Source organism: Mesorhizobium sp. WSM4806 (genome assembly GCF_055811635.1).
Genome location: NZ_JBVVQZ010000003.1, coordinates 187,126 through 212,774 on the forward strand (window position 1 = coordinate 187,126; position 25,649 = coordinate 212,774).

Annotated in this window: 21 protein-coding genes; 11 read left to right on the top strand and 10 right to left on the bottom strand. The window is 62.9% G+C overall.

Features of this window, described 5'->3' with window-relative positions; genetic code table 11:
- Window positions 1-224: 224 nt before the first annotated feature.
- Window positions 225-971, bottom strand: a complete 747-nt coding sequence (locus tag AC0L2M_RS06360; RefSeq protein WP_128166175.1) for a L,D-transpeptidase — start codon at window positions 969-971, stop codon at window positions 225-227.
- Window positions 972-1,184: 213 nt separating this feature from the next.
- Between AC0L2M_RS06360 and AC0L2M_RS06365 the strand changes: the two genes are divergently transcribed.
- Window positions 1,185-1,820, top strand: coding sequence for a DNA-3-methyladenine glycosylase I (locus tag AC0L2M_RS06365; protein WP_128175214.1), 636 nt, complete (start codon window positions 1,185-1,187; stop codon window positions 1,818-1,820).
- Between the two features lie 53 nt (window positions 1,821-1,873).
- Here AC0L2M_RS06365 and AC0L2M_RS06370 read toward each other — a convergent pair whose 3' ends face one another.
- The gene (locus AC0L2M_RS06370; protein WP_128175212.1) at window positions 1,874-2,125 is read right to left on the bottom strand and encodes a hypothetical protein; all 252 of its coding nucleotides are present in this window, start codon (window positions 2,123-2,125) and stop codon (window positions 1,874-1,876) included.
- 203 nt (window positions 2,126-2,328) lie between these two features.
- On the opposite strand from AC0L2M_RS06370, the gene hisS reads away from it, so the two are divergent.
- The 4 genes from hisS to AC0L2M_RS06390 all read left to right on the top strand — a co-directional run bounded on the left by hisS (window position 2,329) and on the right by AC0L2M_RS06390 (window position 7,830).
- Entirely contained in the window at window positions 2,329-3,861 is a 1,533-nt protein-coding gene (gene hisS / locus AC0L2M_RS06375) for a histidine--tRNA ligase (RefSeq protein WP_473534353.1), read from the top strand.
- A gap of 178 nt (window positions 3,862-4,039) precedes the next feature.
- Window positions 4,040-5,161 (top strand): ATP phosphoribosyltransferase regulatory subunit, encoded by a 1,122-nt coding sequence (locus AC0L2M_RS06380; protein ID WP_023800356.1) that lies wholly within the window; start codon window positions 4,040-4,042, stop codon window positions 5,159-5,161.
- A complete protein-coding gene (gene hisG / locus AC0L2M_RS06385) occupies window positions 5,158-5,859 on the top strand; it encodes an ATP phosphoribosyltransferase (protein ID WP_023800357.1) in 702 nt (233 codons plus the stop codon). Before AC0L2M_RS06380 ends, hisG begins: the two co-directional genes overlap by 4 nt.
- Before the next feature lie 198 nt (window positions 5,860-6,057).
- Window positions 6,058-7,830, top strand: a complete 1,773-nt coding sequence (locus tag AC0L2M_RS06390) for an AMP-binding protein (protein WP_473534354.1) — start codon at window positions 6,058-6,060, stop codon at window positions 7,828-7,830.
- Between the two features lie 159 nt (window positions 7,831-7,989).
- Here AC0L2M_RS06390 and AC0L2M_RS06395 read toward each other — a convergent pair whose 3' ends face one another.
- Window positions 7,990-11,139, bottom strand: coding sequence for an efflux RND transporter permease subunit (locus AC0L2M_RS06395; RefSeq protein ID WP_023800359.1), 3,150 nt, complete (start codon window positions 11,137-11,139; stop codon window positions 7,990-7,992).
- A complete protein-coding gene (locus tag AC0L2M_RS06400; RefSeq protein WP_128166187.1) occupies window positions 11,136-12,302 on the bottom strand; it encodes an efflux RND transporter periplasmic adaptor subunit in 1,167 nt (388 codons plus the stop codon). Before AC0L2M_RS06400 ends, AC0L2M_RS06395 begins: the two co-directional genes overlap by 4 nt.
- Window positions 12,303-12,381: 79 nt before the next feature.
- Here AC0L2M_RS06400 and AC0L2M_RS06405 point away from each other — a divergent pair, with 79 nt between their 5' ends.
- From AC0L2M_RS06405 to AC0L2M_RS06415, 3 genes are all read left to right on the top strand, one after another.
- Window positions 12,382-12,603, top strand: a complete 222-nt coding sequence (locus AC0L2M_RS06405) for a hypothetical protein (protein ID WP_023800361.1) — start codon at window positions 12,382-12,384, stop codon at window positions 12,601-12,603.
- Between the two features lie 344 nt (window positions 12,604-12,947).
- Complete coding sequence (locus tag AC0L2M_RS06410; protein WP_023800362.1) at window positions 12,948-13,421, top strand: VOC family protein; 474 nt, start codon at window positions 12,948-12,950, stop codon at window positions 13,419-13,421.
- Window positions 13,422-14,060: 639 nt separating this feature from the next.
- Window positions 14,061-14,633: an NAD(P)H-dependent flavin oxidoreductase gene (locus AC0L2M_RS06415; RefSeq protein WP_287258597.1), complete on the top strand. Its 573-nt coding sequence runs from the start codon at window positions 14,061-14,063 to the stop codon at window positions 14,631-14,633.
- Window positions 14,634-15,011: 378 nt separating this feature from the next.
- Here the strand turns inward: AC0L2M_RS06415 and AC0L2M_RS06420 are convergent, their stop codons facing one another.
- From AC0L2M_RS06420 to AC0L2M_RS06440, 5 genes are all read right to left on the bottom strand, one after another.
- Window positions 15,012-15,536 carry a hypothetical protein gene (locus tag AC0L2M_RS06420; protein WP_473534355.1) on the bottom strand — a complete coding sequence of 175 codons (525 nt, stop codon included), beginning with the start codon at window positions 15,534-15,536 and terminating at the stop codon, window positions 15,012-15,014.
- Between the two features lie 397 nt (window positions 15,537-15,933).
- The gene (locus AC0L2M_RS06425; RefSeq protein WP_023800365.1) at window positions 15,934-17,355 is read right to left on the bottom strand and encodes a TRAP transporter large permease; all 1,422 of its coding nucleotides are present in this window, start codon (window positions 17,353-17,355) and stop codon (window positions 15,934-15,936) included.
- On the bottom strand, window positions 17,352-17,999 hold the full coding sequence (locus AC0L2M_RS06430) for a TRAP transporter small permease subunit (protein ID WP_023800366.1): 648 nt from the start codon (window positions 17,997-17,999) through the stop codon (window positions 17,352-17,354). Before AC0L2M_RS06430 ends, AC0L2M_RS06425 begins: the two co-directional genes overlap by 4 nt.
- Window positions 18,000-18,069: 70 nt before the next feature.
- Window positions 18,070-19,200: a TRAP transporter substrate-binding protein gene (locus AC0L2M_RS06435; RefSeq protein ID WP_023800367.1), complete on the bottom strand. Its 1,131-nt coding sequence runs from the start codon at window positions 19,198-19,200 to the stop codon at window positions 18,070-18,072.
- 246 nt (window positions 19,201-19,446) lie between these two features.
- Complete coding sequence (locus AC0L2M_RS06440; protein ID WP_473534356.1) at window positions 19,447-20,355, bottom strand: hydrogen peroxide-inducible genes activator; 909 nt, start codon at window positions 20,353-20,355, stop codon at window positions 19,447-19,449.
- Between the two features lie 180 nt (window positions 20,356-20,535).
- Here AC0L2M_RS06440 and katG point away from each other — a divergent pair, with 180 nt between their 5' ends.
- On the top strand, window positions 20,536-22,731 hold the full coding sequence (katG, locus tag AC0L2M_RS06445; RefSeq protein WP_473534357.1) for a catalase/peroxidase HPI: 2,196 nt from the start codon (window positions 20,536-20,538) through the stop codon (window positions 22,729-22,731).
- 106 nt (window positions 22,732-22,837) lie between these two features.
- On the opposite strand, the gene AC0L2M_RS06450 is transcribed toward katG, so the two are convergent.
- Complete coding sequence (locus AC0L2M_RS06450; protein WP_023800370.1) at window positions 22,838-23,515, bottom strand: aquaporin; 678 nt, start codon at window positions 23,513-23,515, stop codon at window positions 22,838-22,840.
- A 289-nt stretch (window positions 23,516-23,804) separates the two neighbouring features.
- On the opposite strand from AC0L2M_RS06450, the gene AC0L2M_RS06455 reads away from it, so the two are divergent.
- Together AC0L2M_RS06455 and AC0L2M_RS06460 are read left to right on the top strand one after the other, a co-directional pair.
- Window positions 23,805-25,091, top strand: coding sequence for an RsmB/NOP family class I SAM-dependent RNA methyltransferase (locus AC0L2M_RS06455; protein ID WP_473534358.1), 1,287 nt, complete (start codon window positions 23,805-23,807; stop codon window positions 25,089-25,091).
- A gap of 96 nt (window positions 25,092-25,187) precedes the next feature.
- Window positions 25,188-25,646 carry a PaaI family thioesterase gene (locus AC0L2M_RS06460; RefSeq protein WP_023800372.1) on the top strand — a complete coding sequence of 153 codons (459 nt, stop codon included), beginning with the start codon at window positions 25,188-25,190 and terminating at the stop codon, window positions 25,644-25,646.
- Window positions 25,647-25,649 lie beyond the last annotated feature (3 nt).

Below are 25,649 nucleotides of genomic sequence, written 5' to 3' on the forward strand. Positions count from 1 at the left end.
ACCTCTAAATCGGCCCCCTATATCCCCACCCCCCGGGCGGGGGGCCCCCCAACCCCCCCCCACTAAAAAAAAAAAAATATCTTTGGGCGCCCCCAAAAAAAACGGGCCCGGGGTTTGGCGCGGGCCCCCCTTTCGTGACCGACCGTATCCCCACACGGCCCGTCCCCCGTATTCTGATGATCCCGAGACTTCTTGACAGACTCGGCAACAAAATCAACCGCAGATTACATCACCACAACCGTCGTGCCAACATCGACCCGCTCATAGAGATCGACGACGTCCTCGTTGCGCATGCGAATGCAGCCCGACGACACGGCGCCGCCGATCGTCCATGGCTGGTTGGTGCCGTGGATGCGGTAGAGAGTCGAACCGAGATAAAGCGCGCGCGCGCCGAGCGGGTTCTCGACGCCGCCGGCGACATAGGTCGGCAGATAACGGCCATTGGCGGCCTCGCGCGAGATCATCTGCGCCGGCGGTCGCCATTCGGGCCAGACCTTCTTCTGCGAGATCTTGTGCTTGCCGGCCCATTCGAAGCCCGGCTTGCCGGTGCCGACGCCATAGCGCCGCGCCTTGCCGTTGTTCTCGACCAGATAGAGAAAATTCTCCCGCGTATCGATGACGATCGTGCCCGGCTTCTCCGGGCCGTCATAGGCGACTTCCTGCGGCAGATAGATCGGGTTGATCTGCGGGCGCGCGATAATGCGCTTCTTTGACGGCGCCTGCACCGCCGCCGTGTGCAGCTGAGCCGGTTGCGCCTGCCGCTGAGAACGGCGCTGCGGCTTTTGCACCTCTTGCCGGTTCTGGCGGACGATGCCTGGCGCGCGGCCAAGCTGCAGCACCCAGGGCGCCGAAAGGTCGGGGCTCACCATCACCGGTGGCCTGTCGGCATAGCGGTCGTTGGCGCTGGAGGATGTAGCGGCAGTGGCCAGCACAGCTGCGGCGCCGAGCAGCGGGAACAAAAATGTCTTCATCGGAACGCACCCTGATCGTCGAACATGCCGGGGCGCACAAGCGTCCCCGATGTCGCGAACATTGGGCGCGGAGCAGCAACCGAAACGTGAATCGGAATGCGTAAAATGCTGCATTGTCAGTAAAGCTTTCGGTGTGGTTACCGGCCGGTTCAGTAATCTGGTAAAGCCGCGGTAAAGGCAGCGCTGAGGCGCATTAAGCAATGGAATTCCGCCATGGATGAGAAGACAGGCCTGCTCGCTGGACCCGATGGTATCGCGCGCTGCTTCTGGCACGGCAATCTGCCGGACTATTTGCACTACCACGATCACGAATGGGGCCGGCCGGTCGACGACGACCGCAGGCTGTTCGAAAAGATCTGCCTCGAAGGCTTTCAGTCGGGCCTGTCCTGGCTGACCATATTGCGCAAGCGCGAGAATTTTCGCGAGGCGTTCGCCGGCTTCGATATCGACAGGATCGCCGCCTTCACCGAACAGGATGTCGAGCGCCTGCTCGGAAATGCCGGCATCATTCGTCACCGCGGCAAGATCGTCTCGACCATCAACAACGCCAGGCGCGCGCGTGAATTGGCCGACGAGGCCGGCTCGCTGGCGGCCTGGTTCTGGAAATTCGAACCCGGCCCGGACGAACGGCCCGAAATCGTCGATCTCGCCCATCTGCGCGCCAACCCGACCACGGTAGTCTCGGTGCGGATTTCGAAGGAGCTGAAGAAGCGCGGCTGGAGCTTTGTCGGCCCGACCACCGTCTACGCCTTCATGCAGGCCATGGGGCTGGTCAACGACCATCTCGAAGGCTGTGTCTGCCGCGAGCAGGTCGAGGTGGAGCGCAAGGCGTTCAAAAGGCCGAAGTAGCTCCCTTCTTTTCCTTCTCCCACAAGGGGAGAAGGCAACGGGCGCTCAACAACTCAAGCGCCGGCGCCCGCCAGAAAGAGCCCGGCAACGATAGCCGCTATCGTGGCAAACGCCGGATAGATCACGAGCAGGCTGGTCAGCAGCGCATCGCGCATGGTCGGCCCCGTACGCTTGTCTGCGGCAACCTCGAACGGTCCCGCCATTTGGGCTGCAGGTCCCGGTGCATGATGATCGGCCGGCCTCAGCTGGGCGGGCAGCTCGCGGGTGCGGCTGTCGATGATGTCGAATTTCTGCGCCAAGGTCATGGCCCGAACCCCTTGTTTCGGCGAGCTTTATCGGCTGCGATTGTGTCGGCACGATGCCGCGCTTATGGCGGAATTGTTTCAGCTTCTTGCCTTCTCCCGCACGGGGAGAAGGCAGGGAGCAAACCCTTGCCGCGCCAAGCCCCATCGGTTAGGACACGCCCACTCGAAACAAGTCAGCTTTACCTAGCGAAAAGACCCATGCCATGGCCGACAAATCGGAAAAGATGAAAGCGCGGCTGCCGCGCGGGCTTGTCGATCGCGGCGCCGAGGATATCCGTGCCGTCGAGAAGATGATGGCGACGATCCGCTCGGTCTATGAGCTGTACGGCTTCGAGCCGGTCGACCAGCCGCTGATCGAATACACCGATGCGCTGGGCAAATTCCTGCCCGATCAGGATCGGCCGAACGAGGGTGTGTTCTCCTTCCAGGACGACGACGACCAGTGGCTGTCGCTGCGCTACGATTTGACCGCGCCGATGGCCCGTTTTGTCGCTGAAAACTTTGAGCGTCTGCCGAAACCCTATCGCAGCTACCGCTCCGGCTGGGTGTTCCGCAACGAAAAGCCCGGCCCTGGCCGCTTCCGCCAGTTCATGCAGTTCGACGCCGACACGGTCGGCACGCCAGGTGTCGCGGCCGACGCCGAAATGGCGATGATGATGGCCGACGTGATGGAAGCGCTCGGCATCAAGCGCGGCGACTACATCATTAGGGTCAACAATCGCAAGGTGCTCGACGGCGTGCTCGAGGCGATCGGCCTTGGCGGCGACGAGAATGCTGGGCGCCGGTTGCAGGTGCTGCGCGCGATCGACAAGCTGGACAAGTTTGGACCGGAAGGCGTCAAGCTTTTGCTGGGCAAAGGTCGCTGGGACGGCGGTAAAGAGGGCGAGGGGGATTTTACAAAGGGGGCTGGGCTAGACGAAGTTCAAGCAGCGTTCATTGTCGCCGTCGTTCTTCACAACCAACACGTCGAGGCTGGGCTCAAAAACGATGTAGGAAAATGGAACAGAGTACTTGAGGCCAACCCCACGGCCGAAGCGGGATTTGCTGAACTCAAAGAGATTGAAGCGCTTGTCCTGGCTGCCGGCTATGGTCCGGACCGCATTCGCATAGACCCCTCCGTCGTCCGCGGCCTCGAATATTACACCGGCCCGGTCTACGAAGCCGAACTGCTGGCCGAAATTCCCAACGAGGAGGGAAAAATCGTCCGCTTCGGCTCGGTCGGCGGTGGCGGGCGCTATGATGGCCTCGTCTCGCGCTTTCGCGGCGAGCCGGTGCCGGCGACCGGCTTTTCCATCGGCGTCTCCAGGCTGATGACGGCGCTGAAGAACCTCGGCAAGCTCGATACATCGGACGTGATCGCGCCGGTCGTCGTGCTCACCATGGACAAGGACACGGACAGTCTCGGCCGCTACCAGAAAATGGTGGCCGAGCTGCGCGCCGCCGGCATCCGTTCCGAAATGTATCTCGGCGGTGCCGGCATGAAGGCGCAGCTCAAATATGCCGACCGCCGCGGCAGCCCGGTCGCCATCATCCAGGGCGGCGACGAGCGGGCGAAAGGCGAGGTGCAGATCAAGGACCTGATCGAGGGCGCCCGGATGTCGGCGGAGATTGTGGACAACGCCGAATGGCGCTCCGCGCGTCCGGCGCAGGTGACGGTGGCGGAAAGCGATCTGGTTGGCGAGGTAAGAAAGATACTGGCGGCACAGGCGGCCGACCGTGCGAAGGGCGGCGCGTGAACACCCCCCTCTGGCCTGCCGGCCATCTCCCCCTCAAGGGGGGAGATTGGCAGCCGTACCGCCGGCACTTACCTTTCAACCTTGAAAATAGGGCGAAGGCTGCGACGAGACTAATCTCCCCCCTTGAGGGGGAGATGGCCGGCAGGCCAGAGGGGGGTGCCTCGCACCCAACCGATCAATGACCTCCCGCTACCCCGCCATCGCATCAGACATCACAAAACTCTTCGCCGCACGCAACACGCATGCGGTCGAGGTGGCGGTGCTGCAGCCGGCCGACCCGTTCCTCGATATGGCCGGCGAGGATTTGCGCCGGCGTATTTTCCTCACCGAAAGCGAGACCGGACAGACGCTTTGCCTGCGGCCGGAGTTCACCATCCCGGTCTGCCTCGACCACATTGCCAGTCAAGCCGGCACGCCGCGCCGCTATTCCTATCTCGGCGAGGTGTTTCGCCAGCGCCGCGAGGGCGGAAACGAGTTTTTCCAGGCCGGCATCGAGGATCTCGGCGACGGCGACATCGCACAGGCCGATGCCCGATCGCTGGCCGATGCGCATGCGCTGCTTTCGCTGGTGCTACCGGGCCAGGAACCAACGATCACGCTCGGCGACCAGACTGTTTTCGAGGCGGTGCTCGCCGCACTCGGCCTGCCGCGCGGCTGGCGCATGCGGCTGGCCCGCGCCTTCGGTTCGGCGGCGATGCTGGAGGCAGCGCTGGCCGACCTCGCCAATCCGCCGCGCAACGGCCAGCTTGCCGGCGCGGTCGCAGCCCTTGTCCTCGACGGCAATCTGGAAGCGCTTTCCTCGCACATCGCCGGCGGCATGGAACAGGCGGGTCTGTCGGCGTCGGCCGGACGGTCGCCGACCGAGATTGCGCGGCGCTTGATCGAAAAGGCCGAGCTGCGCAGCGTCAGGCTGTCGAACGAGGCATTTTCGGCGCTTAAGGATTTTCTGGCGATCGATGTGACGCTCGACGGCGCGGCAAAAGCGCTCGAAACCTTCGCAGCCGGCGCCGGCGTTTCGCTGGGCGCGGCGCTGGAGAATTTTTCAGCTCGCGCCAAGGCGATCGAAGCGCTTGGCCTGTCCACGGCAAAAATCCGCTACGACGCCGCCTTTGGCCGTCCGCTCGATTACTACACGGGCCTGGTCTTCGAGATCGCGGCGGAAAACGGTGACCGGCCGCTGGCCGGCGGCGGCCGCTATGACCGGCTGCTGACGTTGCTCGGCGCGAAAACGCCGATCCCCGGCGTCGGCTTTTCCGTCTGGCTCGACCGCATCGAAGCGTTGCGGGAGAAAGCGCAATGATCACGCTGGCGATTCCATCGAAGGGCCGGCTCAAGCAGCAGGCGCTGGAGGTGCTGGCCAAGGCCGGGCTTGCCGTCAGCCTGCCCGGCGACGAGCGCAAGTATCGCGCCCGCATCGAAGGCGTGGAAGCGGTCGAGGTGGCGTTCCTGTCGGCCTCGGAAATCGCAGGCGAAATCGGCCAGGGCTCGGTCGACCTCGGCATCACCGGCGAGGATCTGTTGCGCGAAAGCCTCGCCGATTGGGCGGCGCGCGCTGAGATCGTCGCCCGCCTCGGTTTCGGCAATGCCGATGTCGTGGTGGCGGTGCCCGACATCTGGCTCGACGTTGATACGATGGCCGACCTCGACGATGTCGCCGCCGATTTCCGCCAGCGCCACGGCAGGCGGCTCAGGATAGCCACAAAATACTGGCGGCTGACGCAGCAGTTTTTTTCGCAAAAGCACGGCATCCAGGTCTATCGCATCGTCGAGAGCCTCGGCGCCACCGAAGGCGCGCCGGCGGCGGGTTTGGCCGATGTCGTCGTCGACATCACCACGTCAGGCTCGACGCTGCGCGCCAATCACCTGAAGATTTTGGCGGACGGCGTCATCCTGCGCTCGCAGGCCTGCCTGGTTGCATCGCGGAAGCCGCGTGCGGCGGCCGACGAGGCTGTCATGCGCGGCATCGCGGCGAAGATGGGTGCCTTCCCTCCCCCTTGAGGGGAGGGTGGACAGCCGCCGAAGGCGGATGGACGGGTGGGGTCGTTGCGGCAGTGCTCGACGCGAGACGACCCCACCCGCCTCGCTTCGCGAGGCACTCTGCCCTCAAGGGGGAGGCATTGCGCTCCAGTACCATCAACGGGATTTCCACCACCCCGGCAGGCTGATAGACTCGGGTCGCCTGCGGAGGAGACGGCGATGCCGATCAATCTCGACGAGTTGAAGAATGCCACCAGCCTGCGCGGCCGTCGCCCGCGCAATGGCGCCACGTTTGTCGCGCCGGTCGACGGCCGGGCGCATGTGTCGGGCGAGCGCACTGTGCCGCTGCTGCAGCAAACGATCCCGGCGCTGCTTTCGGACACCGTCAGCAAATACGGCACGCTCGATGCCGCCGTCTTCGTCGACCAGGACAAGCGCTTCACCTGGAGCGAACTTTTAGACACGGTGGACGCGCTGGCCGCAGGCTTCCTGGCGCTTGGCCTGGCAAAAGGCGACCGCGTCGGCATCTGGTCGCCCAACCGCTGGGAATGGCTGGTGACGCAGTTCGCCACCGCGCGCATCGGCCTGATCCTGGTCAACATCAACCCGGCCTACCGGCTGACCGAGCTGGATTATGCGCTGAACAAGGTCGATTGCCGAGCGCTGGTCACGGCCGTCAGATTCAAGAGCTCCGACTATCTCGGCATGATCGAGACGCTGGCGCCGGAGATCGCGACGGCGACACCGGGCGAGCTCAACGCGAAGAAATTGCCGGCGCTAAAAATCGTCATCCGCATGGGCGAGGAGAACTCGCCCGGCATGTTCAATTTCGCCGACGTGCTGGCGATGGGCGGGCGCGACGAGCATGATAGCCTCGACCGGATCTCCGAGGGGCTGAAACCCGGCGATGCCATCAACATCCAGTTCACCTCAGGCACGACAGGCGCGCCCAAGGGCGCGACGCTGACCCACAACAACATCGTCAACAACGGCAATTTCGTCACCTTGGCGATCAGGCTCACCGTCGAGGACCGGCTGTGCATCCCGGTGCCGCTCTATCACTGCTTCGGCATGTCGATGGGCACGATCGGCTGCGTCACCAAAGGCGCGACAATGGTTTTCCCGGGCGAGGGGTTTGATGCCGGCGCCACGCTGAGAGCGGTGGCGGGCGAGCGCTGCACCGGCCTTTACGGCGTGCCGACCATGTTCGTCGGCCTGCTCGACCATCCGGATTTCGACACCTTCGATCTCACCAGCCTGCGCACCGGCATCATGGCCGGCTCGCCGTGCCCGATCGAGGTGATGAAGAAGGTGGTGTCGCTGATGCACATGGCGGAGGTGACAATCGCCTATGGCATGACCGAGACCAGCCCGGTGTCGTTCCAGAGCAGCGTCGACGACCCGTTGGAAAAGCGCGTCTCGACCGTCGGCCGCGTCCATCCCCATGTCGAGGTCAAGGCAATCGATGCCGACGGCGCGACTGTTGCGGTCGGCGCGCCGGGCGAACTGTGCACACGCGGCTATTCGGTGATGAAGGGCTATTGGGACGACGAGGAAAAAACCCGCGAGGCGATCGATCCCGACGGGTGGATGCACACCGGCGACCTCGCCACCATCGACGCCGAGGGTTATTGCAACATCGTCGGCCGGGTCAAGGATATGGTCATCCGCGGCGGCGAGAACGTTTATCCGCGCGAGGTCGAGGAGTTCCTCTATCGCCATCCCAAGGTCAAGGAAGTGCAGGTGTTCGGCGTTCCCGACCCGAAATATGGCGAGGAGCTTTGCGCCTGGATTGTGCTCAAGCCGGGCCAGATCGCCACCGAGCAGGAGATCAAGGCCTTCTGCGCCGGGCAGATCGCCCATTACAAGATCCCGCGCCACATCCGCTTTCGCACCGAATTGCCAATGACGGTGACCGGCAAGCCGCAGAAGTTTTTGATGCGCGAGGCGATGGTTGACGAACTGGGGCTGGTGACGCCGAAGACCGCCTGAGCGGGCAACGGGCTCCCGTTCGTACTTACGCGTTTGAAGAACAGAGGCGTTGTCTCAATGTCGGGCGACAATGACCCGGTCGAACGCGGCCTCCCCGCTGAGATCTGCGACGACGGACCCGAGCCAGCACCAGTGACAGACCGCGATAAGATCGTACTGCTACCCGGGAAGTGTAGGTGTGTACTCACGCCTCGTCTTTCGCGCGGCGCGCCATTCCTCGAACCGTTGCAGGATGACGAAGAAGGACGGTACGAAGAGAACGGCGAGACAGGTCGAGGCGATCATGCCGGAAAAGACCGTGATGCCGATCGACTTGCGCGCGCTGGCCCCGGCGCCTGTCGCCAACACCAGCGGCGCGACACCAAGGATAAACGCGAAGGACGTCATCAGGATGGGCCGGAAGCGCGCTCGTGCCGCCTCGATCGCCGCTTCGACTATCGGTCTGCCGGCGGCGCGCAATTCGCGCGCGACCTCGACGATCAGGATGGCGTTCTTGGCGGATAGCGCGATCAGCAGGATCAGGCCAATCTGCACGTAGAGATTGTTGTCGATGCCGAGGCCGTTGAGAACCAGGACCGGACCCACCAGCGACAGCGGCGCGGCGAGCAAGATCGAGATCGGGGCCAGCCAGCTCTCATATTGGCCTGCCAGCACCAGATAGACCAAGAGCAGCGCCATGCCGAACACCAAATAGATCTGGCTGCCGACAAGCTTTTCCTGGAAGGACAGCGCCGTCCAGTCGAAGCCGGTGCCGGGCGGCAATGTGTCGGCCGCAACCCCTTCCATCAGTTTGATCGCGTCGCCCGACGAGAAGCCATGTGCCTGCACACCGATGATCGATGCCGAGGGATAGAGGTTATAGAGGCTGATCAGTGATGGGCCGACGCTTGGCGTGACTGTCAGCAATGTCCCGAGCGGGATCATGTCGCCGCTCTGGTTGCGCACGCTCAGGCGGGCGATATTCTCGGGCGTCAGGCGAAATTGCGCATCGCCCTGCACATAGATCTGGAACACCCGCCCGAACTTGTTGAACTGACTGACATAAGTCGAGCCCAGATAACCGGCGAGCGTCTGGAAGACCTGGTCCGTGGTCAGCCCCAGGGTTTGCACCTTCTCGCGGTCGATTTCGACCGTGTATTGCGGGACGTTGGCCCGGAACGGCGCCGATACGCGCTGGATACCTGACTGCGTCTGAGCGGTCCTGGTTATTGCCTCGACTGCTCCTTGCAGCTTGGCGAGGTCGAAACTGCCGTCACGCAGCTCGACCTGCATGGTGAAGCCGGCGGCGTTGCCGATGCCCTGGATCGGCGGTGGAGGCAGCACCAGTACAGTTCCGTCACCCATGTCGGACAGATTCTTGTTGAGCGTTGCGTAGAGCGAGGCAAGATCCTCGCCCTTGCCGCGCAAGCTCCAGTCCTTGAGGATGATGTAGGCAACGCCGGCGTTTGCCAGCGTCGAGTTATTGTCGAGTGCCGAGATGCCCGCGATGGTCACGACCTGATCGACGCCCGGCGTGGCCTTGGCGAGCTTCGAAACCTGTTGTAGCGTCTCCTGTGTACGGCCAAGTGCGGCGCCGTCGGGCAGTTGAACCGAAGCAAGCAGGTAGCCCTGGTCCTCGATCGGGATGAAGCCGGTGGCCACGCGCGATATGCCATAGCCTGCCGCCCCGATGATCAGCAGCGCGATGATGCCCATCACCGTGCTGTGACGCACCATGGCACCGATCAGGCCGGCATAACGGTTCTCCAGGCGCTGGTAGACCGCGTTGAAGCCGCGAAAGAAGACATTGCGCTGGTCCGGCGGCACCGGCCGCCTTAGCCATGTCGCACACTGCGTCGGTTTGAGCGTTGCCGCGTTGATGGCGCTGATTATGGCAGTTGCCGCAATCACCAGTGCGAATTGCGCATACATTTGCCCCGTGAGGCCGGGCAGGAACGCAGCCGGGAGGAACACCGCCATCAGCACCAAGGTGATGCCGATGATCGGCCCGAAGAGGGCGTTCATGGCGGCAATGGCCGCGTCGTGGCCCGACATGCCGCGCTCCATATTGTGAGTGGCGCCCTCGACCACGACGATGGCGTCGTCGACGACGATGCCGATGGCAAGCACGATGGCGAACAGGGTCGACAGGTTGACCGAAAAGCCGAGCGCGGCCATCGCCGCGAACGCCCCGATGATCGTCACCGGAACGGTCGTTGCCGGCACCAGCATCGCCCGCCAGTCCTGCAGGAAAAGCAGGATGACGATGAGCACCAGGACGGCGGCTTCGATCAGCGTCTTGTAGACCTCGTGGATCGCCTGGCTGACGAAAATCGTGGTGTTGAAGGGGATCGAGTATGCCAGGCCTTGCGGAAACTCGCGTGACAGGTCCTTCATCCTGGCCTCGACCTTGCCGGCCACATCGAGCGCATTGGCGCCCGGCGACAGGAAAACGGCCATGCCCGCAGCCGGCTGGCCGTCGAGATTGAAGAACTGCCCATAGGTCTGGGCGCCGAGCTCGACTCGGCCGACGTCGCGCACGCGCGTCATGTCGCCATTGGCGCCGGTCTTGACGATCACGGTGCCGAACTGGCCGGGATCGTCAAGGCGGCTGGACACTTCGATCGTGTACTGGAAGGACTGGCCGTCGGGCGCCGGCGGCGCGCCGACCTGGCCTGCGGTGACCTGCTCGCTCTGCTGCCCCAGCGCCTGGACGACGTCCTGCGTGGTAAGGCCGCGCGCCTGCATCTTCTCGGGATCAAGCCAGACACGCATGGAATACTGGCCGGCGCCGAACACATTGACATTGCCGACCCCCGGTATTCGGGAGAGCTCATCCTTGAGCCGGATGGTCGCGTAGTTGGCGAGATAAAGGCTGTCATATTCCCCGTTCGGTGAAGTCAGCGTGACGATCTCGAGGATCGAGGTCGACTTCTGCTGAACGGTGACGCCTTGCACCTGCACCGCTTGCGGCAGCGTCGCCAGGGCTGAGGACACACGGTTCTGCACACGCACTTGCGCCTGGTCGAGATCGGTGCCGATCGCGAACGTGACGGTGAGATTGTAGGTGCCATCCGATGCAGCATAGGACTGCATGTAGATCATGCCCTCGACGCCGTTAACCTGCTGCTCGATCGGCAACGCCACCGTGTCGATCACCGCACGCGCGCTCGCTCCCGGATAGCGCGTCGTCACCGAAACGGTAGGCGGCACCACGTCGGGATACTGCGCCACCGGCAGGGCAAAGAGCGAGATGACGCCTATGACGACCATGAGGATGGCGATTACGTTCGCCAGGACCGGCCGCTCGATGAAGAATTTGGAGATCATTGCGCTGCGCCGTCCGTGGCGACTGCTTCCAGTTTCTTTTCTTGCGGTTCGATCTTCTGGCCAGGGACTGCCGTCAACAGGCCGGAGACCAGGACGCGGTCGTCCGCCCCGATACCCTTGGTGATCACACGCAACGCGCCGACCAGTTGGCCGATCTCAACCGGACGCTGTTCGACCACGTCGTCCTTTCCGGCGACGAGCACGTAGCGACCCTTCTGGTCGCTACCGATCGCCCGGTCGGGAACGAGCAGCATGTCCGGCTCTACGCCCAACGGCACGCGCACACGCACGAAATAGCCAGGCAGCAGTTCCCGGCCTTCATTGGGGAGCACTGCGCGGACCGCTAGCGTGCCGGTGGCAGCGGTAACCTCTGGCGCGGCGTAGTCCAGCGTTCCCGCATGGGGATAACCCGTCTCGCTCTGCAAGCCGACCTCGACCGGTATTTTCTTGAGATCCTGCGCGGTCATTCCACGCTTCGCCATGGCGGTGCGAATGCGCAGCACATCCTGCTCCGAGATATTGAAATTGACGTAGATGGGTGCGGTCTGAACGATGGTCGCCAGGGTGGTGGCGCTGCCGGCGCCGACAAGCTGCCCCATCGATACCTGGCGGGAGGTGACGGTGCCCGCGAACGGCGCCTTGACCTCGGTGTAGCTCAGATTGAGTTGAGCCTGCTTGACGTCGACCGCGCTCTGCTTCTGCTTGGCGATGTCGACGTCTGCTGCCGCGGCGGCCTGGTCGGCGGTCGATTGCGAGATGATTTTCTGGGACAGCAGCTCCTGCTGCCGCTTTAGGTCAGCACCGGACTGCTTGGCGGCGGCATCGGATGAACCCTGCCCGGCCTCGGATTGCTCGAGCGCCAGCTGGTAGGAATCGGGCTCGATCAGGAACAGCCGGGCGCCGGCCTTGACCTCGTCGCCGTCCTTGTAATCGATTTCCTGGATGAAGCCCGAGACGCGCGCAACCAGGGGCGTCGTGTTCACCGCCGCGGCACTGCCGGTAGCCTCGAGATATGGGGTCACGCTCTGCTTCAATGGAAGCGCCACGTCGACCTTGGGCGGAGGGGGCGGTACGTATGTGTTTTCCTCGCTACAAGCGGACAATACTAGTGTCGCGGCGAACAAGCCTGCCGCCTGCGCAATTCTACCCGATAGTAAAAGCATTTCCCCCCTCTATATACTTCCCGGTGTATATCGCATTATATAAAAGTGAGCTAATCTACATGTTTGAGGGGAGTTTGTCATGCGGATTGCGTTGAGCGTGCTTTTCTTGGCAACTCAGATGGCAACCACCGTGGCGCTGGCGCAGACGGCGGCCGAGCGTGAGGCCTGCCAGGCAGATTACCAGAAGATCTGCGAGGGCGTGTTGCCGGGCGGCGGCCACATCATCAAATGCCTGGCCGATCACATGAGTGAGCTGACGCCCGAATGCCAAAAGGTCGTCAAGGCGAACACGCCTGGATAGCACCACTGTGCCTTTCCGAGCCGCAGGTGAACATGACGTGTCGGACTGGAGCGCCGGTGGGCGAGGTCTGCGGGTGCCGGATCGTGGCCCAGTCGTCTGGTCGGAAAGTTGGTCTGCTTTGTGGATTTTCCAGACATTCGCGACGCATTTCAGGGGCGGGCCTTCGCTTATCGTCCGGAACCCGTGCCAAAGCGACAGCGACATTAGGGTAAGCTGCTCTTTGCGTTCGCGCGGGCGAGACGGACACTTCCGGGGTGGAGAAAAGCGGTTGGCTACCTATTTCGGAAGAGAGCGGATGGGGAAACAAGGCCGAAATCTTGGCCTAAAGCGAAAGGAACCCGCAAATGGCAAAGAATACGATTTGCCTCTGGTACGATAAGGACGCCGAGGCTGCCGCCCGCTTCTACTCCGAGATCTTTCCCGACAGCGTGGTGAGTGCCGTGCACCGTGCACCCAGTGACTACCCGGCCGGCAAAGAGGGCGACGTGTTGACGGTCGAATTCACAGTCGCGGGCCTTCCTTGTATCGGCCTCAACGGAGGTCCCGAGTTCAAGCACAACGAAGCCTTCTCGTTCCAGATCGCCACCGACGATCAGGAGGAGACCGACCGCTATTGGAATGCCATCGTCGGCAATGGCGGCCAGGAGAGCGTGTGCGGCTGGTGCAAAGACAAATGGGGGATTTCCTGGCAAATCACGCCGCGCGTGCTGACTGACGCGATGGCGGCTGGCGGCGACGAGGCAAAGCGCGCGTTTGATGCCATGATGACTATGAAGAAAATCGACGTCGCCGCGATCGAGGCGGCGCGACGCGGTTGATGCTCAATCGCGTCTTGCTGCCAAATTGCTGCCAGAGTGTGTCAGCTCGCCACCCAGTGCGGCCGTCCAGCCGCCAGCTTTGCGTTGCGGCGACCATCAGTCACTTACCACTAAAAACGGTCTGATTTCCCGGTTCGAGTCTCAAGCGGGACCACTATCCTGCTACAGTGCGTCGCGTATGCTGCATCTTCGGTATCCCTTCGATGATTTGGCGAGCGCGAACCGTGCCACTCAAAACCCGACTGACCGAACGTTTTGCGATCAGGCATCCCATCCTCCTCGCTCCTATGGGCGTGATGGCAGGCGGACGGCTTGCAGCAGCGGTGTCGCATGCCGGCGGGCTCGGTTTGATCGGCGGCGGCTACGGCGACGAAGCCTGGCTGGACAAGGAGTTTGCCGCCGCAGTCAACGCCCGTGTCGGATGTGGGTTTATTACATGGTCGCTGGCAACCAGGCCGTATCTGCTCGACCGCGTGCTGGAGCGGCAACCCGCGGCGCTGATGCTTTCATTCGGCTCGCCAGCACCCTTCGCCGCGCATATCAGAGAAGCGCGAGTGCCTTTCATCTGCCAAGCCCAGTCGATGTTGCACGCCCGCGAGGCGCTCGACGTCGGCGCAGATGCAATTGTGGCGCAGGGCAATGAAGCCGGCGGCCCACAGCGGTCCCCGCTCGACCTTCACACTCGTTCCCGAGATTGCCGATCTTCTCGCGAAACAGGCGCCTCAGACGCTTCTCGTGGCGGCGGGTGGCGTTGGCGACGGTCGAGCGCTTGCCGCGGCATTGATGCTCGGCGCCGACGGCGTCCTGGTCGGCACGCGGTTCATGGCGACTGCAGAGTCCGCTGCGCCGCGCGGATTCCAGGAGGCTATCATCGCCGCCGATGGCGATGCGCCGATCAAGACCACAACTGTCGACATCGCCCGCAACTATCGTTGGCCGACAGACGAATTCGTCGCGCGCGTGCTGAGGACTCGATTTGTCGCCGCCTGGCATGGCCGCGAAGGTCAGCTGACTGAAGCGCCGACGCTGGCCATCCAGAGCAGCGACTATTGGGACGCCTTTTACGCTGGCGATGCCGAGAACACCGGCGTTTTGATGGGGGAAGTGGCCGGAGTGATCCGAAGCGTGGAGTCGGCTGGACGCGTGATCGACGACATGATCGGACAAGCCGAGCGTCTGCTCACGGACGGCCCGCGACGTATCGTCGATTGACTGCTCAGTTTCTCTTCTACTCTACCTGATTAATTGCACACCACCTCAGCCATTGCGCGGATGATCTTGCCACTTCGACGCATTCGTCGTGCCGCATCTTCTTGCGCCGCCAGACGAGGCAGATGGCGCTGCGGCATCGGTTCCTGGAGTGGGCACGATCTCCAGATCGCGCAATGGCGCTGGCTGGTCCTGCCGCTATTTCCGGGATGAGCGTGACGCCCGAGCCCATGCGCCACCATCTGCAGCAGCGTCGGGTCGCGGGCGATCAAAGCGACCTTCGCACACTCGTGCGAAGCGCACGCCCGATGCCAAGAAGCGCCGGTGATCACCGCTGTCTTTCCGCTTCAATCCGACTGTGCCAGGTCGGTGCTGGCAAGGCTAAACCGCCGGTCCTTCGAGCCCGCTTCTCTGGTGCGACTTCCACAGGTACCAGCCGAGGACGGTACCGAAGAAGAATGTGTGGGCAATGAACTGCACGACCGGGCTTGCTTGCAGGAACCAGGGGAATGCGATCGGCGCGATCACATAGAAATTGACGAGCCACAAGGCGAGTCCAAAGATGCTGCCGAGACCGATGAAGGCTGCTCGCCCTCGCAGCATTGCGGCAATCTCCCCGAACACGATCCCATAGGCGATGGCCAGGATCAAATGCACGACCACGCCGGCGATGCTGGCCGTCAAGAGCGGGTAGCCGGGATCGAGGGCTTCCGGTCCAAGCGCGATGGCGCCGATCATGCGCAGGGGCATGAAGAACGCTTCCGCCCCCATCATGAACGCACTCGCCGCCATTTCGAACGCCGCAAAGACGATGCCTGCGACAATACCCGCGACGGCCCCCTGCTGGAGTCCCCATCGGATGTCACGTGGCGTCACCGGCGTATGGATATAATCACGGTAAGCCATAACACTGCTCCCTGTTCTGGACGCAGATTCCTCCGCAAAATCAATGCCGGGAACGCGTCTGCGGTTCCGGGCGTCCGGTACAATTCACGAGGATTTGATTGAATTGATGTTTCTCAGGCCGAGCGGACGGTTCGGCTCATTGCCCGCATCGAAGCTGCAGCCTTGCAGCTTTCCCGCGACCGCCCAAAGCCCGGCTGTTACCTCGCGCGAGACCTCAACTGGCTCCATAGATCGTAGCCCGCAAGGAGGACGCCAATGCCGACCGCAACGCCTAGATCGGGATGCGGGACGAACCGGATTACGACGCCAAAAAACGCCAGAAAGACAACAAACGCCAAGACGGCCAGGAAGCGGCTCAAATTCATCTATTGTCCTCCACTCGCCGCGGCATCGCGCCTCAGCCCCCGTAGATCAGGTTGGGCAGCCCGTACACGATCTGCGGGAAGACGTAGATGATGACCATGCACAGGATAACGATCAGCATATAGGGCATCATTCCGCGGAAAATATCCGAAAGCTGAACATGCGGCGGCGAAATGCCCTTGAGGTAGTAGGCCGACATCGCCATGGGCGGCGACAAAAAGGCCGTCTGAAGGTTGACTGCGACGAGCACGCCGAAAAACAGCGGATCGATCTCGAAATGCGCCAATAGCGGCAGGAAGATCGGAACGAAGATCACGATAATCTCCGTCCATTCCAGCGGCCAGCCCAGGATGAAGATGATGATCTGGGCGACGATCAAAAACATCAGCGGCGACATGTCGAGGCCGGTGACGAAATCGCTGATCAGTTGCTGGCCTCCCAGATAGGCAAAGACCGAGGCGAAGGTCGCGGAGCCGACGAACAGCCAGCACACCATCGCGGTCGTTCGCGCCGTCAAATAGACGGACTCCTTCAGGCGTTGCCACGTCAGCGCCCGGTAGGCGGCGGCCAGCACGACGCCGCCGAGCGCGCCGATGGCGGCAGCCTCCGAAGGCGTGGCAAGGCCGAACAGGATAGCGCCGAGCACCGCAAGGATCAGGACCGCCAGAGGGACGAAGGAGGTCAGCAGCATCCAGCTGATTTGCAGGACCGAATAGTGGCCTACCTCGTCTCGGGTCGGCTTCGGCGCCAGCTGCGGCTGCAGCACCGCCTTCGCCACCACATAGATCAGATAAAGGCCGGCAAGCAGCAGTCCCGGAAGCAGGGCTGCCGCATACATGCGGACCACCGACACACCCGCCGTCGCGCCATAGACGATGAGCAGAATCGACGGCGGAATGAGGATGCCGAGGGTTCCGCCGGCGCAGATCACTCCCGAGGCATAGCTGACGTCGTAACGCGCCTTCAGCATGGCGGGAAACGCCAGCAGACCCATCAGTGTCACGACCGCGCCGACAATGCCTGTGGCCGTTGCGAAAAGGGTGCAGGTGATGAGGGCGGCGACCGCCATGGAGCCGGGAACGCGCCGGGTGGCGATATAGAGGGTGCCGAAAAGACGCTCGATGATATTGGACCGCTCGACGATGTAGCCCATGAACAGGAAAAGCGGGATGGCGGTCAGCACGTCGTTCGAGATCACAGAATAGGTCTGATTCACGAACAGATCGAAAATGCGGTTGTTGAAGAAGCCGCCGATCCAATGCTCCGTAAGCGTCCAGCCGTCGGCGCCATCCTCAACCGCCCGTTCGTAGGCGCGCCACATCCGTCCCGGATTTAAATAAGCGTAGTAGCCAAAGGCGACCCCGAGCGCCATCAAAGTGAACGCAACCGGGAAGCCAAGGAAGATCGCCAGAAGCAGAATGAGCAGCATCGCGACGGCGACCTGAGGATCGCTCATCTGTCTTCTCCGTCGCGGTCGGGTTGATTGTCGGGATGGAGGAACGGGAGGTCGACTGCCTCCGAACCGTGATGCAGAACATCGAGCGTCTTGGCTTCCATCAGCACCTTCTCGGTCTCTTCCACGTCTTCAGCCGCGCGCGGCCATGTTCCGGTTCGCAGACAGACGACGCAGCGGAACACCTGAGCAATCCCCTGCACGAAGAGCAGGATGCCTGCCGCCACGATGACGGCCTTGAACTGAAAGATCGGAATCCCGGCCGGGCTGTTCGAGCTTACTTCGAGATAGCGAAAGCTGCGTGCGGCATACTTCCAGCCGGCCAGAATCAGCGCCGTGACGCCTGGGAAGAAGAAAATGAAGTAGAGGACAAGTTCGACCGCCGCTTGCACGCGCGGCCGCCACAGCCGGTAGATGAAATCGCCGCGCACATGCCCGTCTCGCGACAAGGTGTAAGCGCCGGCCATCATGAACATGGTGCCGTAGAGCATGTAGCTGAGGTCGAATGCCCACGCAGTCGGCGCGCTGAACAGGTATCGCACGACGACCTCATAGCTCACGCCGAGCGTCATAACGACGACGCTCCAGGCGAACACCTTTCCAAACCATGCCGAAAGTTCATCGGCGAACGCAATGTAACGGAGCATTTACTGGGTTCCGTCAGATACAATCCGGCGGTCCGCAAAACCGCCGGATTTGCCGAAGCGGAGACGCGAATTAGAGCTTCAGCTTGCCGGGGAAGTAATGTTCGTATGCCAGTGTCAGGTCGGCTGAATTCATAAGCTCGTAGTAGACGACGCGTTCGACCCATTGGCGCTGGCTATCGAGCACCCGCTTCATGAACGCATCCGCCTCCAGCGTCGGGATGATCTTGTCCCAGGCCTGGAGTTGTGCGTCGAGAATCTCCTTGGAGGTGCGGTGCACGGTGACACCGTGCTCGGTCTGCAGTTTCTGCAGGTCGGCCGAATAGTTGTCGAGGGCGACTGCAGTGGTCGCGGTGCTGGCCGCCTCGACGCCATATTCGAGAATGGCCTTCAAATCGTCGTCGAGGTCGTCGAATACGTCCTTGTTGAACAGGAATTCGAATGACTCGCTAGCCTGATGATAGGACGACAAGATATAGTTCTTGGCGACGTCCTGCGAACCGAAGCGAAGGTCGGATGACGGATTGTTGAATTCGAAGGCGTCGATAACCCCGCGCTCCATGGCCGGCACGATTTCACCGCCGGGCAACTGCGCCACGCTGAGGCCGAGGTTCTGCATGAGATCTGCGGCAAGACCCACCGTCCGATACTTGAATCCCTGCAGTTCGGCGGGGGTCGTGACAGGATTCTTGAACCAGCCGAACGGCTGCGCCGGCATCGGGAAGCCATAGAAGCCGACCACGTTGAGGCCCATGATGTCCTGCGTCAGCTCGCGGTAGAGATCCTTGCCGCCGCCCTGGTGGAACCAGGCAAGCATGGTGGTGGCGCTGCCGCCGAACACAGGGCCAGTTCCGAAAAGCGACGCGGCCTTGTGCTTGCCGTACCAATAGACGGGGACGGTGTGCGCAGCGTCGATGACGCCGTCATTGACGCCATCCAGCACCTGGAACGCGCCGACGACCGCACCCGCGGGCAGGAGCTCGAACTTCAGCCGGCCGCCCGACATCTTTTCGACGCGCTCTATGTATAGCCGCGCGAAATCCATCCAGATGTCGGAAGCAGGCCAGGAGGTCTGCATCTTGATGGTCACCGGCGCCTGCGCCAGTACGGCCGGGGCCGAGAGCGTCGTCGCTGCAGCCGCACCGGCGGTGATGGCGGTGGACTTTTCCAGGAACCCGCGACGCGAGATTTTATTGTCGGACATTTACTCCTCCCATTGTTGTAAACGCTTCTGCCACAACCAGAATATGCGAACTCGCCCCTTGCGCAACCAGTTTCGCTGCCGGTGACATCGGGGCATCGGGCGCTCGGTCGGGCACAAGCGCCAATATGTTTCCGCATTCGACGATTTTTTAGTCGGCGCTTATCCTTGTTCTGGCCTCCATAACGAATGTAGGACTGCTGCGCGGCATGCCAAGGCGGTCGGACCCTCTGGCCAACGTCCCCACCCTCACGCAGCCAGCACCTCCTCGTCCAGCCCGCGGATGATCTTGGCCAGTTCGACGCATTCGTCATGCCGGACCTTGTTGCGCCGCCAGGCGAGGCAGATCGTGCGCTGCGGCATCGGCTCCTGGAACGGCACGATCTTCAAATCGCGCATGGCGCTGGCCGGCCCTGCCGCCATTTCCGGGATAAGCGTGACGCCGAGCCCGTGCGCCACCATCTGCAGCAGCGTCGTCAGGCTCGTCGCGCCATAGCTCGCCATTGCCACCGGCCGCACGCTGCCGCAGACGGCAAGCGCCTGTTCGCGCAGGCAGTGGCCTTCCTCCAGCAGCATCAGCCTTTCCAACGCCGGGCTTTCCGGCGGCACTGGCGGCGAGGCGAATGCGGGATCGCCGGCCGGCACGGCAAGGAAGAACCGGTCGGAGAAAAGCGGCTCGGTGATCAGTCCGGGCTGATCGAGGGGAAGGGCCGCAATGAAGGCGTCGAGCTTTCCCAGGGCGGTGTCCTCGACCAGCGAGGCGGTCACCGCTTCACGCAATTCGAGCTGCAAGGCCGGGAAATGCCGTTTTAGTTCCGGCAGCACATGCGGCAGCAGATAGGGCGCCACCGTCGGGATGATGCCGAGCCGGAAGCGCCCTTCCATGGCGGGGCGGCCACGCCGGGCCGTGGTCTCGATTTCGCGGATGTCGGCAAGAATGCGCTCGATACGTGGCAGCATGGCCAGTGCCTCGTCGGTCATCCGAACCGATTTGCCGCCGCGCTCGAACAGCCGGCAATTCAGCCGCAGCTCCATCTCCGCGATCTGCGACGACAGCGCCGGCTGGCTGACGCCGGCCAGTTTCGCGGCGCGGCCGAAATGCAGCGTCTGTGCCAGTGCTTCGAAATATTGCATCTGCCGGACGGTGAGACCAATCATAAGGAAAATCTATCGCAACAAACTGGAAAGGCAATTTGTTTTTATCGGCAATGCGGCCTAGTCTGGAACCGTTCCAGAGTGGCGTGGCTCAGGGCCCGTCCGGAAAATCATCAAATCCCCGGAAGATCGACAATCCCGGAAAACGACAAATCCCGGAAAATTCAGAAATTGGAGAGAACGATGGACGCAAAGACCGATGACACCAGCGCCGGAAAATGCCCGGTCGTGCACACAACTATCGCCAGGGCCAACCGTGACTGGTGGCCGAACCAGCTGAATGTGCAGGTACTTCACCAGCAGTCCGCACTGTCCGATCCGATGGGCGAGGCATTCGATTACGCCAAGGAGTTCAAAAGTCTCGACCTGAACGCCGTGATCAAGGACTTGCATGCCTTGATGACGGACTCGCAGGAGTGGTGGCCGGCCGACTTTGGCCATTACGGGCCGCTGTTCATCCGCATGGCCTGGCACAGCGCCGGCACCTACCGCATCGGCGACGGCCGTGGCGGCGCCGGAGCCGGCCAGCAGCGCTTCGCGCCGCTCAACAGCTGGCCGGACAACGTCAATCTCGACAAGGCTCGCCGGCTGCTGTGGCCGATCAAGCAGAAATACGGCCGCAAGATCTCCTGGGCCGACCTGATGATTCTCACCGGCAACGTCGCCCTGGAATCGATGGGCTTCAAGACCTTCGGTTTTGCCGGCGGGCGCGCCGATGTCTGGGAGCCCGAACAGGACATCTACTGGGGCCCTGAAGGCAAGTGGCTGGCCGACGAGCGCTACAGCGGCGAACGCGATCTCCAGAACCCTCTTGCCGCCGTGCAGATGGGTCTGATCTACGTCAACCCGGAAGGGCCGAACGGCAATCCGGACCCGTTGGCCGCGGCGCGCGATATCCGCGAGACCTTTGCGCGCATGGCCATGAACGATGAGGAGACCGTCGCGCTCATCGCCGGCGGCCACACCTTCGGCAAGACCCACGGCGCCGGCGATGCGACGCTGGTTGGCCCCGAGCCGGAAGCAGCCGGCATCGAAGAGCAGGGCCTCGGCTGGGCGAGCACGTTTGGCACCGGCAAAGGCGGTGACGCGATCGGCAGCGGCCTGGAAGTGACGTGGACGACGACGCCGACGAAATGGGGCAACAACTTCTTCGACAATTTGTTCGGCTTCGAATGGGAGTTGATCAAGAGCCCGGCCGGCGCGCACCAGTGGACGCCGAAGGGCGGCGCCGGCGCCGGCACTGTGCCCGATGCCCACAACCCGGCAAAGCGTCACGCGCCTTCGATGCTGACCACCGACCTCGCTCTGCGGTTCGATCCTGCCTACGAAAAGATCTCGCGGCGCTTCCATCAGAATCCGGACCAGTTCGCCGATGCCTTCGCCCGCGCATGGTACAAGCTGACCCACCGCGACATGGGCCCGCTCGTGCGCTATCTCGGCCCGCTCGTGCCCAAGGAAGAGCTGCCGTGGCAGGATCCTATCCCTGCCGTCGATCATGTGCTGGTCGATGAGCTGGACGTGGCCGCCCTGAAGTCAAAAATCCTCGCCTCCGGCCTTTCGGTGCCGCAGCTGGTCTCGACGGCCTGGGCGTCCGCCTCGACCTTCCGTGGTTCCGACAAGCGCGGTGGCGCCAACGGCGCGCGCATTCGCCTGGCGCCGCAGAAGGACTGGGACGTCAACCAGCCGGCTCAGCTGGCGAAGGTGCTGGAGAAGCTCGAAGCGATCCGCAAGGAGTTCAATGCTTCGCAGTCCGGCGACAAGAAAGTCTCGCTTGCCGACCTGATCGTCATTGGCGGCGGCGCCGCAATCGAAAAGGCCGCGAAGGACGCCGGCAACGAGGTGAAGGTTCCGTTCACGCCGGCTCGCATGGATGCCTCCCAGGAGCAGACCGACGTCGACTCCTTCGCCCCGCTCGAACCGACCGCCGACGGTTTCCGCAACTATCTCAGCGGCCCGCAGCGTTTGTCGCCCGAGGAGGCGCTGGTCGACCGGGCGCAATTGCTGACGCTGACGGCGCCGGAGATGGCAGTCCTCGTCGGCGGCCTGCGCGTGCTCGGCGCAAATGCCGAGCAGTCAACGCACGGCGTCTTCACCAAGCGGCCTGAGACGCTGACCAACGACTTCTTCGTCAACCTGCTCGACATGGGAACGGTGTGGAAGTCGACATCGGAGGCCAAGGAATTGTTCGAAGGACGCGATCGGACGACAGGCGAGCTCAAGTGGAGCGGCACCCGCGTTGACCTCATCTTCGGTTCGCATGCCCAGCTGCGCGCGTTGGCGGAAGTCTATGCGACCGCGGACGCGGAGGAGAAATTTGCCAACGACTTCGTGGCGGCGTGGAACAAGGTGATGAACGCCGATCGCTTCGAACTTGCCTGATCGGCCAAGGCCCGGAGCGGGTAGCGTCCCGCCTGGATAAGTTTTTCGAACCTCAAACAAAAAGGCGCGGGCCGGGTCCCGCGCCTTTTTGTCAGACCAAAGCCTGTCAGTCCTTCTCGAAGATACGGGTCTTGGCGACCACGCCGGCGATGGCGCCGCCGATCAGCGGTGCGACGATGAACAGCCAGAGCTGGCCGATCGCCGCACCTCCCGAAAACAGCGCCGGGCCGATCGAGCGGGCCGGATTGAGCGATGTGCCGGTCACCGGAATGATGGCGAAGTGCAGTCCTGCCAGCGTCAGGCCGATGACGAGGCCGGCAAAGGCCGTCGCGTGGCTGCCGCTGGTGACGCCGAGGATGACCGTGACAAAGGTGAAGGTTCCGATCAGTTCCCACAGGAACGCCGAGCTGAGACCCCACTTCGTCGCATCCCAGCCATTGGCGCCGAAGCCGCCGGTATGGCCGCCGACCTGCCCGGAGACGATGATCCACAGCGCCAGCGACGCAATGATGGCGCCGATGACCTGCGCGATCCAGTAGGGGATGACGTTCTTGGCCTCCATTCGGCCGGCGAGGAACACGCCGAGCGTCACCGCCGGGTTGAGATGTGCACCCGAGATCGGGCCGATCGCATAAGCCGCCGCGATCAGGCCGATGCCGAATGCCAGACCGATGCCTTCCTGGCCGAGCGGCAGCGCGCCGCCGAAGCCGCCCGTCACCACCGAAGCCGTGCCGATGAACACCAGTAGAAATGTGCCTAGAACTTCCGCCAGGTAAGTCTTCATTGCCCTCTCCACGTAATTTCCCGCCGATCCGCTTGGAGTTCTTGGCGAATCACGCAGCGGAAGACTATCGCAACTTCAAAAGTTTAAAAGCATAGCAATGCGAGGGTCGCTGATATCAAGAGAGCTGGGTTTGATCTGGTGTTCTCACGGGGAGAGGGTAAGGGTGAGGGGCAGCGCAAACTTGAAGCGACTGCCCTCTGCCTCCAGGACTCTCCCCCGCTTGTGCGCGCCGGTCGCGCGCTTTAGAGCAGGACCCCGGAATTGATTTGCTGAGTAACGGAATCACAAGATGCGACTGGGCGGACGGCTGGCAGCAGCCATCGAAGTGCTGGAGGATATCGGCCGGCGGCACCGGCCGGTCGCCGATGCACTGAAGGATTGGGGGCTGTCGCACCGCTTCGCCGGCGGCGGCGATCGCGCCGCGATCGGCAACATCGTCTACGACGCGCTGCGGCGAAAGCGCTCGGCCGGCTGGCTGTTGGGCGAAGATACGCCGCGCGCCATCGGTTTTGGCGCGCTGCTGCTCGAATGGAACCAGACGGCGCAGTCGTTGAACGAAGCGCTCGACGGTGACAAGTTTGCGCCGCCGCTGTTGAACGACGATGAACTGAAGGCCATCGCTGACCGCCGGCTCGACGATGCGCCGCCGGCGGTGCGCGCCGATATTCCGGATTGGTGCGAACCGCTTTTCGAGCAGGCCTTCGGCGCCTGCTGGGTCGATGAAGGTGCGGCGCTGGCGACCCGCCCGCCGCTCGACCTCAGGGTCAACACGCTGAAGGCCGATCGCAACAAGGTGCTCGCCGAACTGGCCGAGACCAGCGCCAAGGCTGCACGAATTGCGCCGCACGGCATCCGCATTCCGCCGATCGCGAGCGACGGCAGGCACCCGAACGTGCAGGCCGAACCGGCCTTCCAGAAAGGCTGGTTCGAGGTCCAGGACGAAGGCTCGCAGATTGCCGCCACGCTGGCTGGCGCCGAGGCCGGGATGCAGGTTCTCGACTTCTGTGCCGGAGCCGGCGGCAAGACGCTGGCCCTGTCGGCGGCGATGGACAATCGCGGCCAGGTTTTTGCCCATGATTCCGAAAAAGCGCGGCTGGCGCCGATTTTCGACCGTATCCGCCGCTCGGAAAACCGCAACGTGCAAATCGTCACCAAGCCGACGGAACTAAGCCCCCTCGCGGGCCACATGGACATCGTCGTGGTCGACGCGCCCTGCACCGGGAGCGGCACCTGGCGGCGCCGGCCCGATGCCAAATGGCGGCTGACGCAGAAGCAGCTCGATGCGCGCAAGGGCGAGCAATCGGCGATCCTCGATGTCGCCAAAACCTTCGTCAAACCGGGCGGGCTGCTGGTCTACATCACCTGCTCGGTGTTCGACGAGGAGAATGGCGAGCAGGTCGCTGCCTTCAGGGATCGTAACAGCGGCTTTGTCCCGGTCGATCACCGCCAGCTCTGGGACAGCCGTTTTCCGGGCCACGAGGCGGCAGCGCGTATCGGAGCAGGCGGCATTTCGCTGTCGCCGGCGTTGAGCGGTACCGATGGGTTTTATGTCTGCGCACTGCGCAAGGATGGCTGAACCTTGCCGGCGGGCTGATTGCTGCAGTGCAGCAATAGCGATTGCCTGCCGCTCATACCTCTGCAATAAGCTTTTCTGACAGGAGCGTGACAAGCTATGGCAGCAGAGATCGTGCCCGCCCCCAATTATGAGGATCGTGTCAGGACGTCCTTCGCGCGCCAGAACGCCATGATGACGATCGGCGCCGAGCTGACGTTGGTGACGCCGGGCATCATCGAGATCGAGATGCCCTATTCGGCGGCGCTGACTCAGCAGCATGGCTTCCTCCATGCCGGCGTCATTTCGACGGCCCTGGACTCGGCCTGCGGCTATGCCGCGTTCTCGCTGATGCCGGAAAGCTCCAGTGTGCTGACCATCGAGTTCAAGGTCAATCTGCTGGCGCCGGGCCGGGGCGAGCGTTTTCTGTTCCGCGGCTCGGTGACCAAGCCCGGCCGCACCATCATCGTTGCCGACGGCCAGGCCTATGCCTTCGCCGTCGACGGCGAGGCCAAGCTGATCGCCACCATGACTGGAACGATGATGACGGTGGTCGGTCGCGATGGCATCGAAGGCTGATCC

Excerpts from the sequence above, each read along its gene's own strand:
- AC0L2M_RS06450 (WP_023800370.1), bottom strand. The coding sequence starts at position 23,515 with ATGAAGACTTACCTGGCGGAAGTTCTAGGCACATTTCTACTGGTGTTC.
- AC0L2M_RS06410 (WP_023800362.1), top strand. The coding sequence starts at position 12,948 with ATGGCAAAGAATACGATTTGCCTCTGGTACGATAAGGACGCCGAGGCT.
- AC0L2M_RS06440 (WP_473534356.1), bottom strand. The coding sequence starts at position 20,355 with ATGATTGGTCTCACCGTCCGGCAGATGCAATATTTCGAAGCACTGGCA.
- AC0L2M_RS06460 (WP_023800372.1), top strand. The coding sequence starts at position 25,188 with ATGGCAGCAGAGATCGTGCCCGCCCCCAATTATGAGGATCGTGTCAGG.
- AC0L2M_RS06430 (WP_023800366.1), bottom strand. The coding sequence starts at position 17,999 with ATGCTCCGTTACATTGCGTTCGCCGATGAACTTTCGGCATGGTTTGGA.
- AC0L2M_RS06420 (WP_473534355.1), bottom strand. The coding sequence starts at position 15,536 with ATGGCTTACCGTGATTATATCCATACGCCGGTGACGCCACGTGACATC.
- hisG (WP_023800357.1), top strand. The coding sequence starts at position 5,158 with ATGATCACGCTGGCGATTCCATCGAAGGGCCGGCTCAAGCAGCAGGCG.
- AC0L2M_RS06405 (WP_023800361.1), top strand. The coding sequence starts at position 12,382 with ATGCGGATTGCGTTGAGCGTGCTTTTCTTGGCAACTCAGATGGCAACC.
- AC0L2M_RS06425 (WP_023800365.1), bottom strand. The coding sequence starts at position 17,355 with ATGAGCGATCCTCAGGTCGCCGTCGCGATGCTGCTCATTCTGCTTCTG.
- AC0L2M_RS06360 (WP_128166175.1), bottom strand. The coding sequence starts at position 971 with ATGAAGACATTTTTGTTCCCGCTGCTCGGCGCCGCAGCTGTGCTGGCC.
- AC0L2M_RS06400 (WP_128166187.1), bottom strand. The coding sequence starts at position 12,302 with ATGCTTTTACTATCGGGTAGAATTGCGCAGGCGGCAGGCTTGTTCGCC.
- AC0L2M_RS06455 (WP_473534358.1), top strand. The coding sequence starts at position 23,805 with ATGCGACTGGGCGGACGGCTGGCAGCAGCCATCGAAGTGCTGGAGGAT.
- hisS (WP_473534353.1), top strand. The coding sequence starts at position 2,329 with ATGGCCGACAAATCGGAAAAGATGAAAGCGCGGCTGCCGCGCGGGCTT.
- AC0L2M_RS06365 (WP_128175214.1), top strand. The coding sequence starts at position 1,185 with ATGGATGAGAAGACAGGCCTGCTCGCTGGACCCGATGGTATCGCGCGC.
- AC0L2M_RS06370 (WP_128175212.1), bottom strand. The coding sequence starts at position 2,125 with ATGACCTTGGCGCAGAAATTCGACATCATCGACAGCCGCACCCGCGAG.
- AC0L2M_RS06435 (WP_023800367.1), bottom strand. The coding sequence starts at position 19,200 with ATGTCCGACAATAAAATCTCGCGTCGCGGGTTCCTGGAAAAGTCCACC.
- katG (WP_473534357.1), top strand. The coding sequence starts at position 20,536 with ATGGACGCAAAGACCGATGACACCAGCGCCGGAAAATGCCCGGTCGTG.
- AC0L2M_RS06380 (WP_023800356.1), top strand. The coding sequence starts at position 4,040 with ATGACCTCCCGCTACCCCGCCATCGCATCAGACATCACAAAACTCTTC.
- AC0L2M_RS06415 (WP_287258597.1), top strand. The coding sequence starts at position 14,061 with ATGAAGCCGGCGGCCCACAGCGGTCCCCGCTCGACCTTCACACTCGTT.
- AC0L2M_RS06390 (WP_473534354.1), top strand. The coding sequence starts at position 6,058 with ATGCCGATCAATCTCGACGAGTTGAAGAATGCCACCAGCCTGCGCGGC.
- AC0L2M_RS06395 (WP_023800359.1), bottom strand. The coding sequence starts at position 11,139 with ATGATCTCCAAATTCTTCATCGAGCGGCCGGTCCTGGCGAACGTAATC.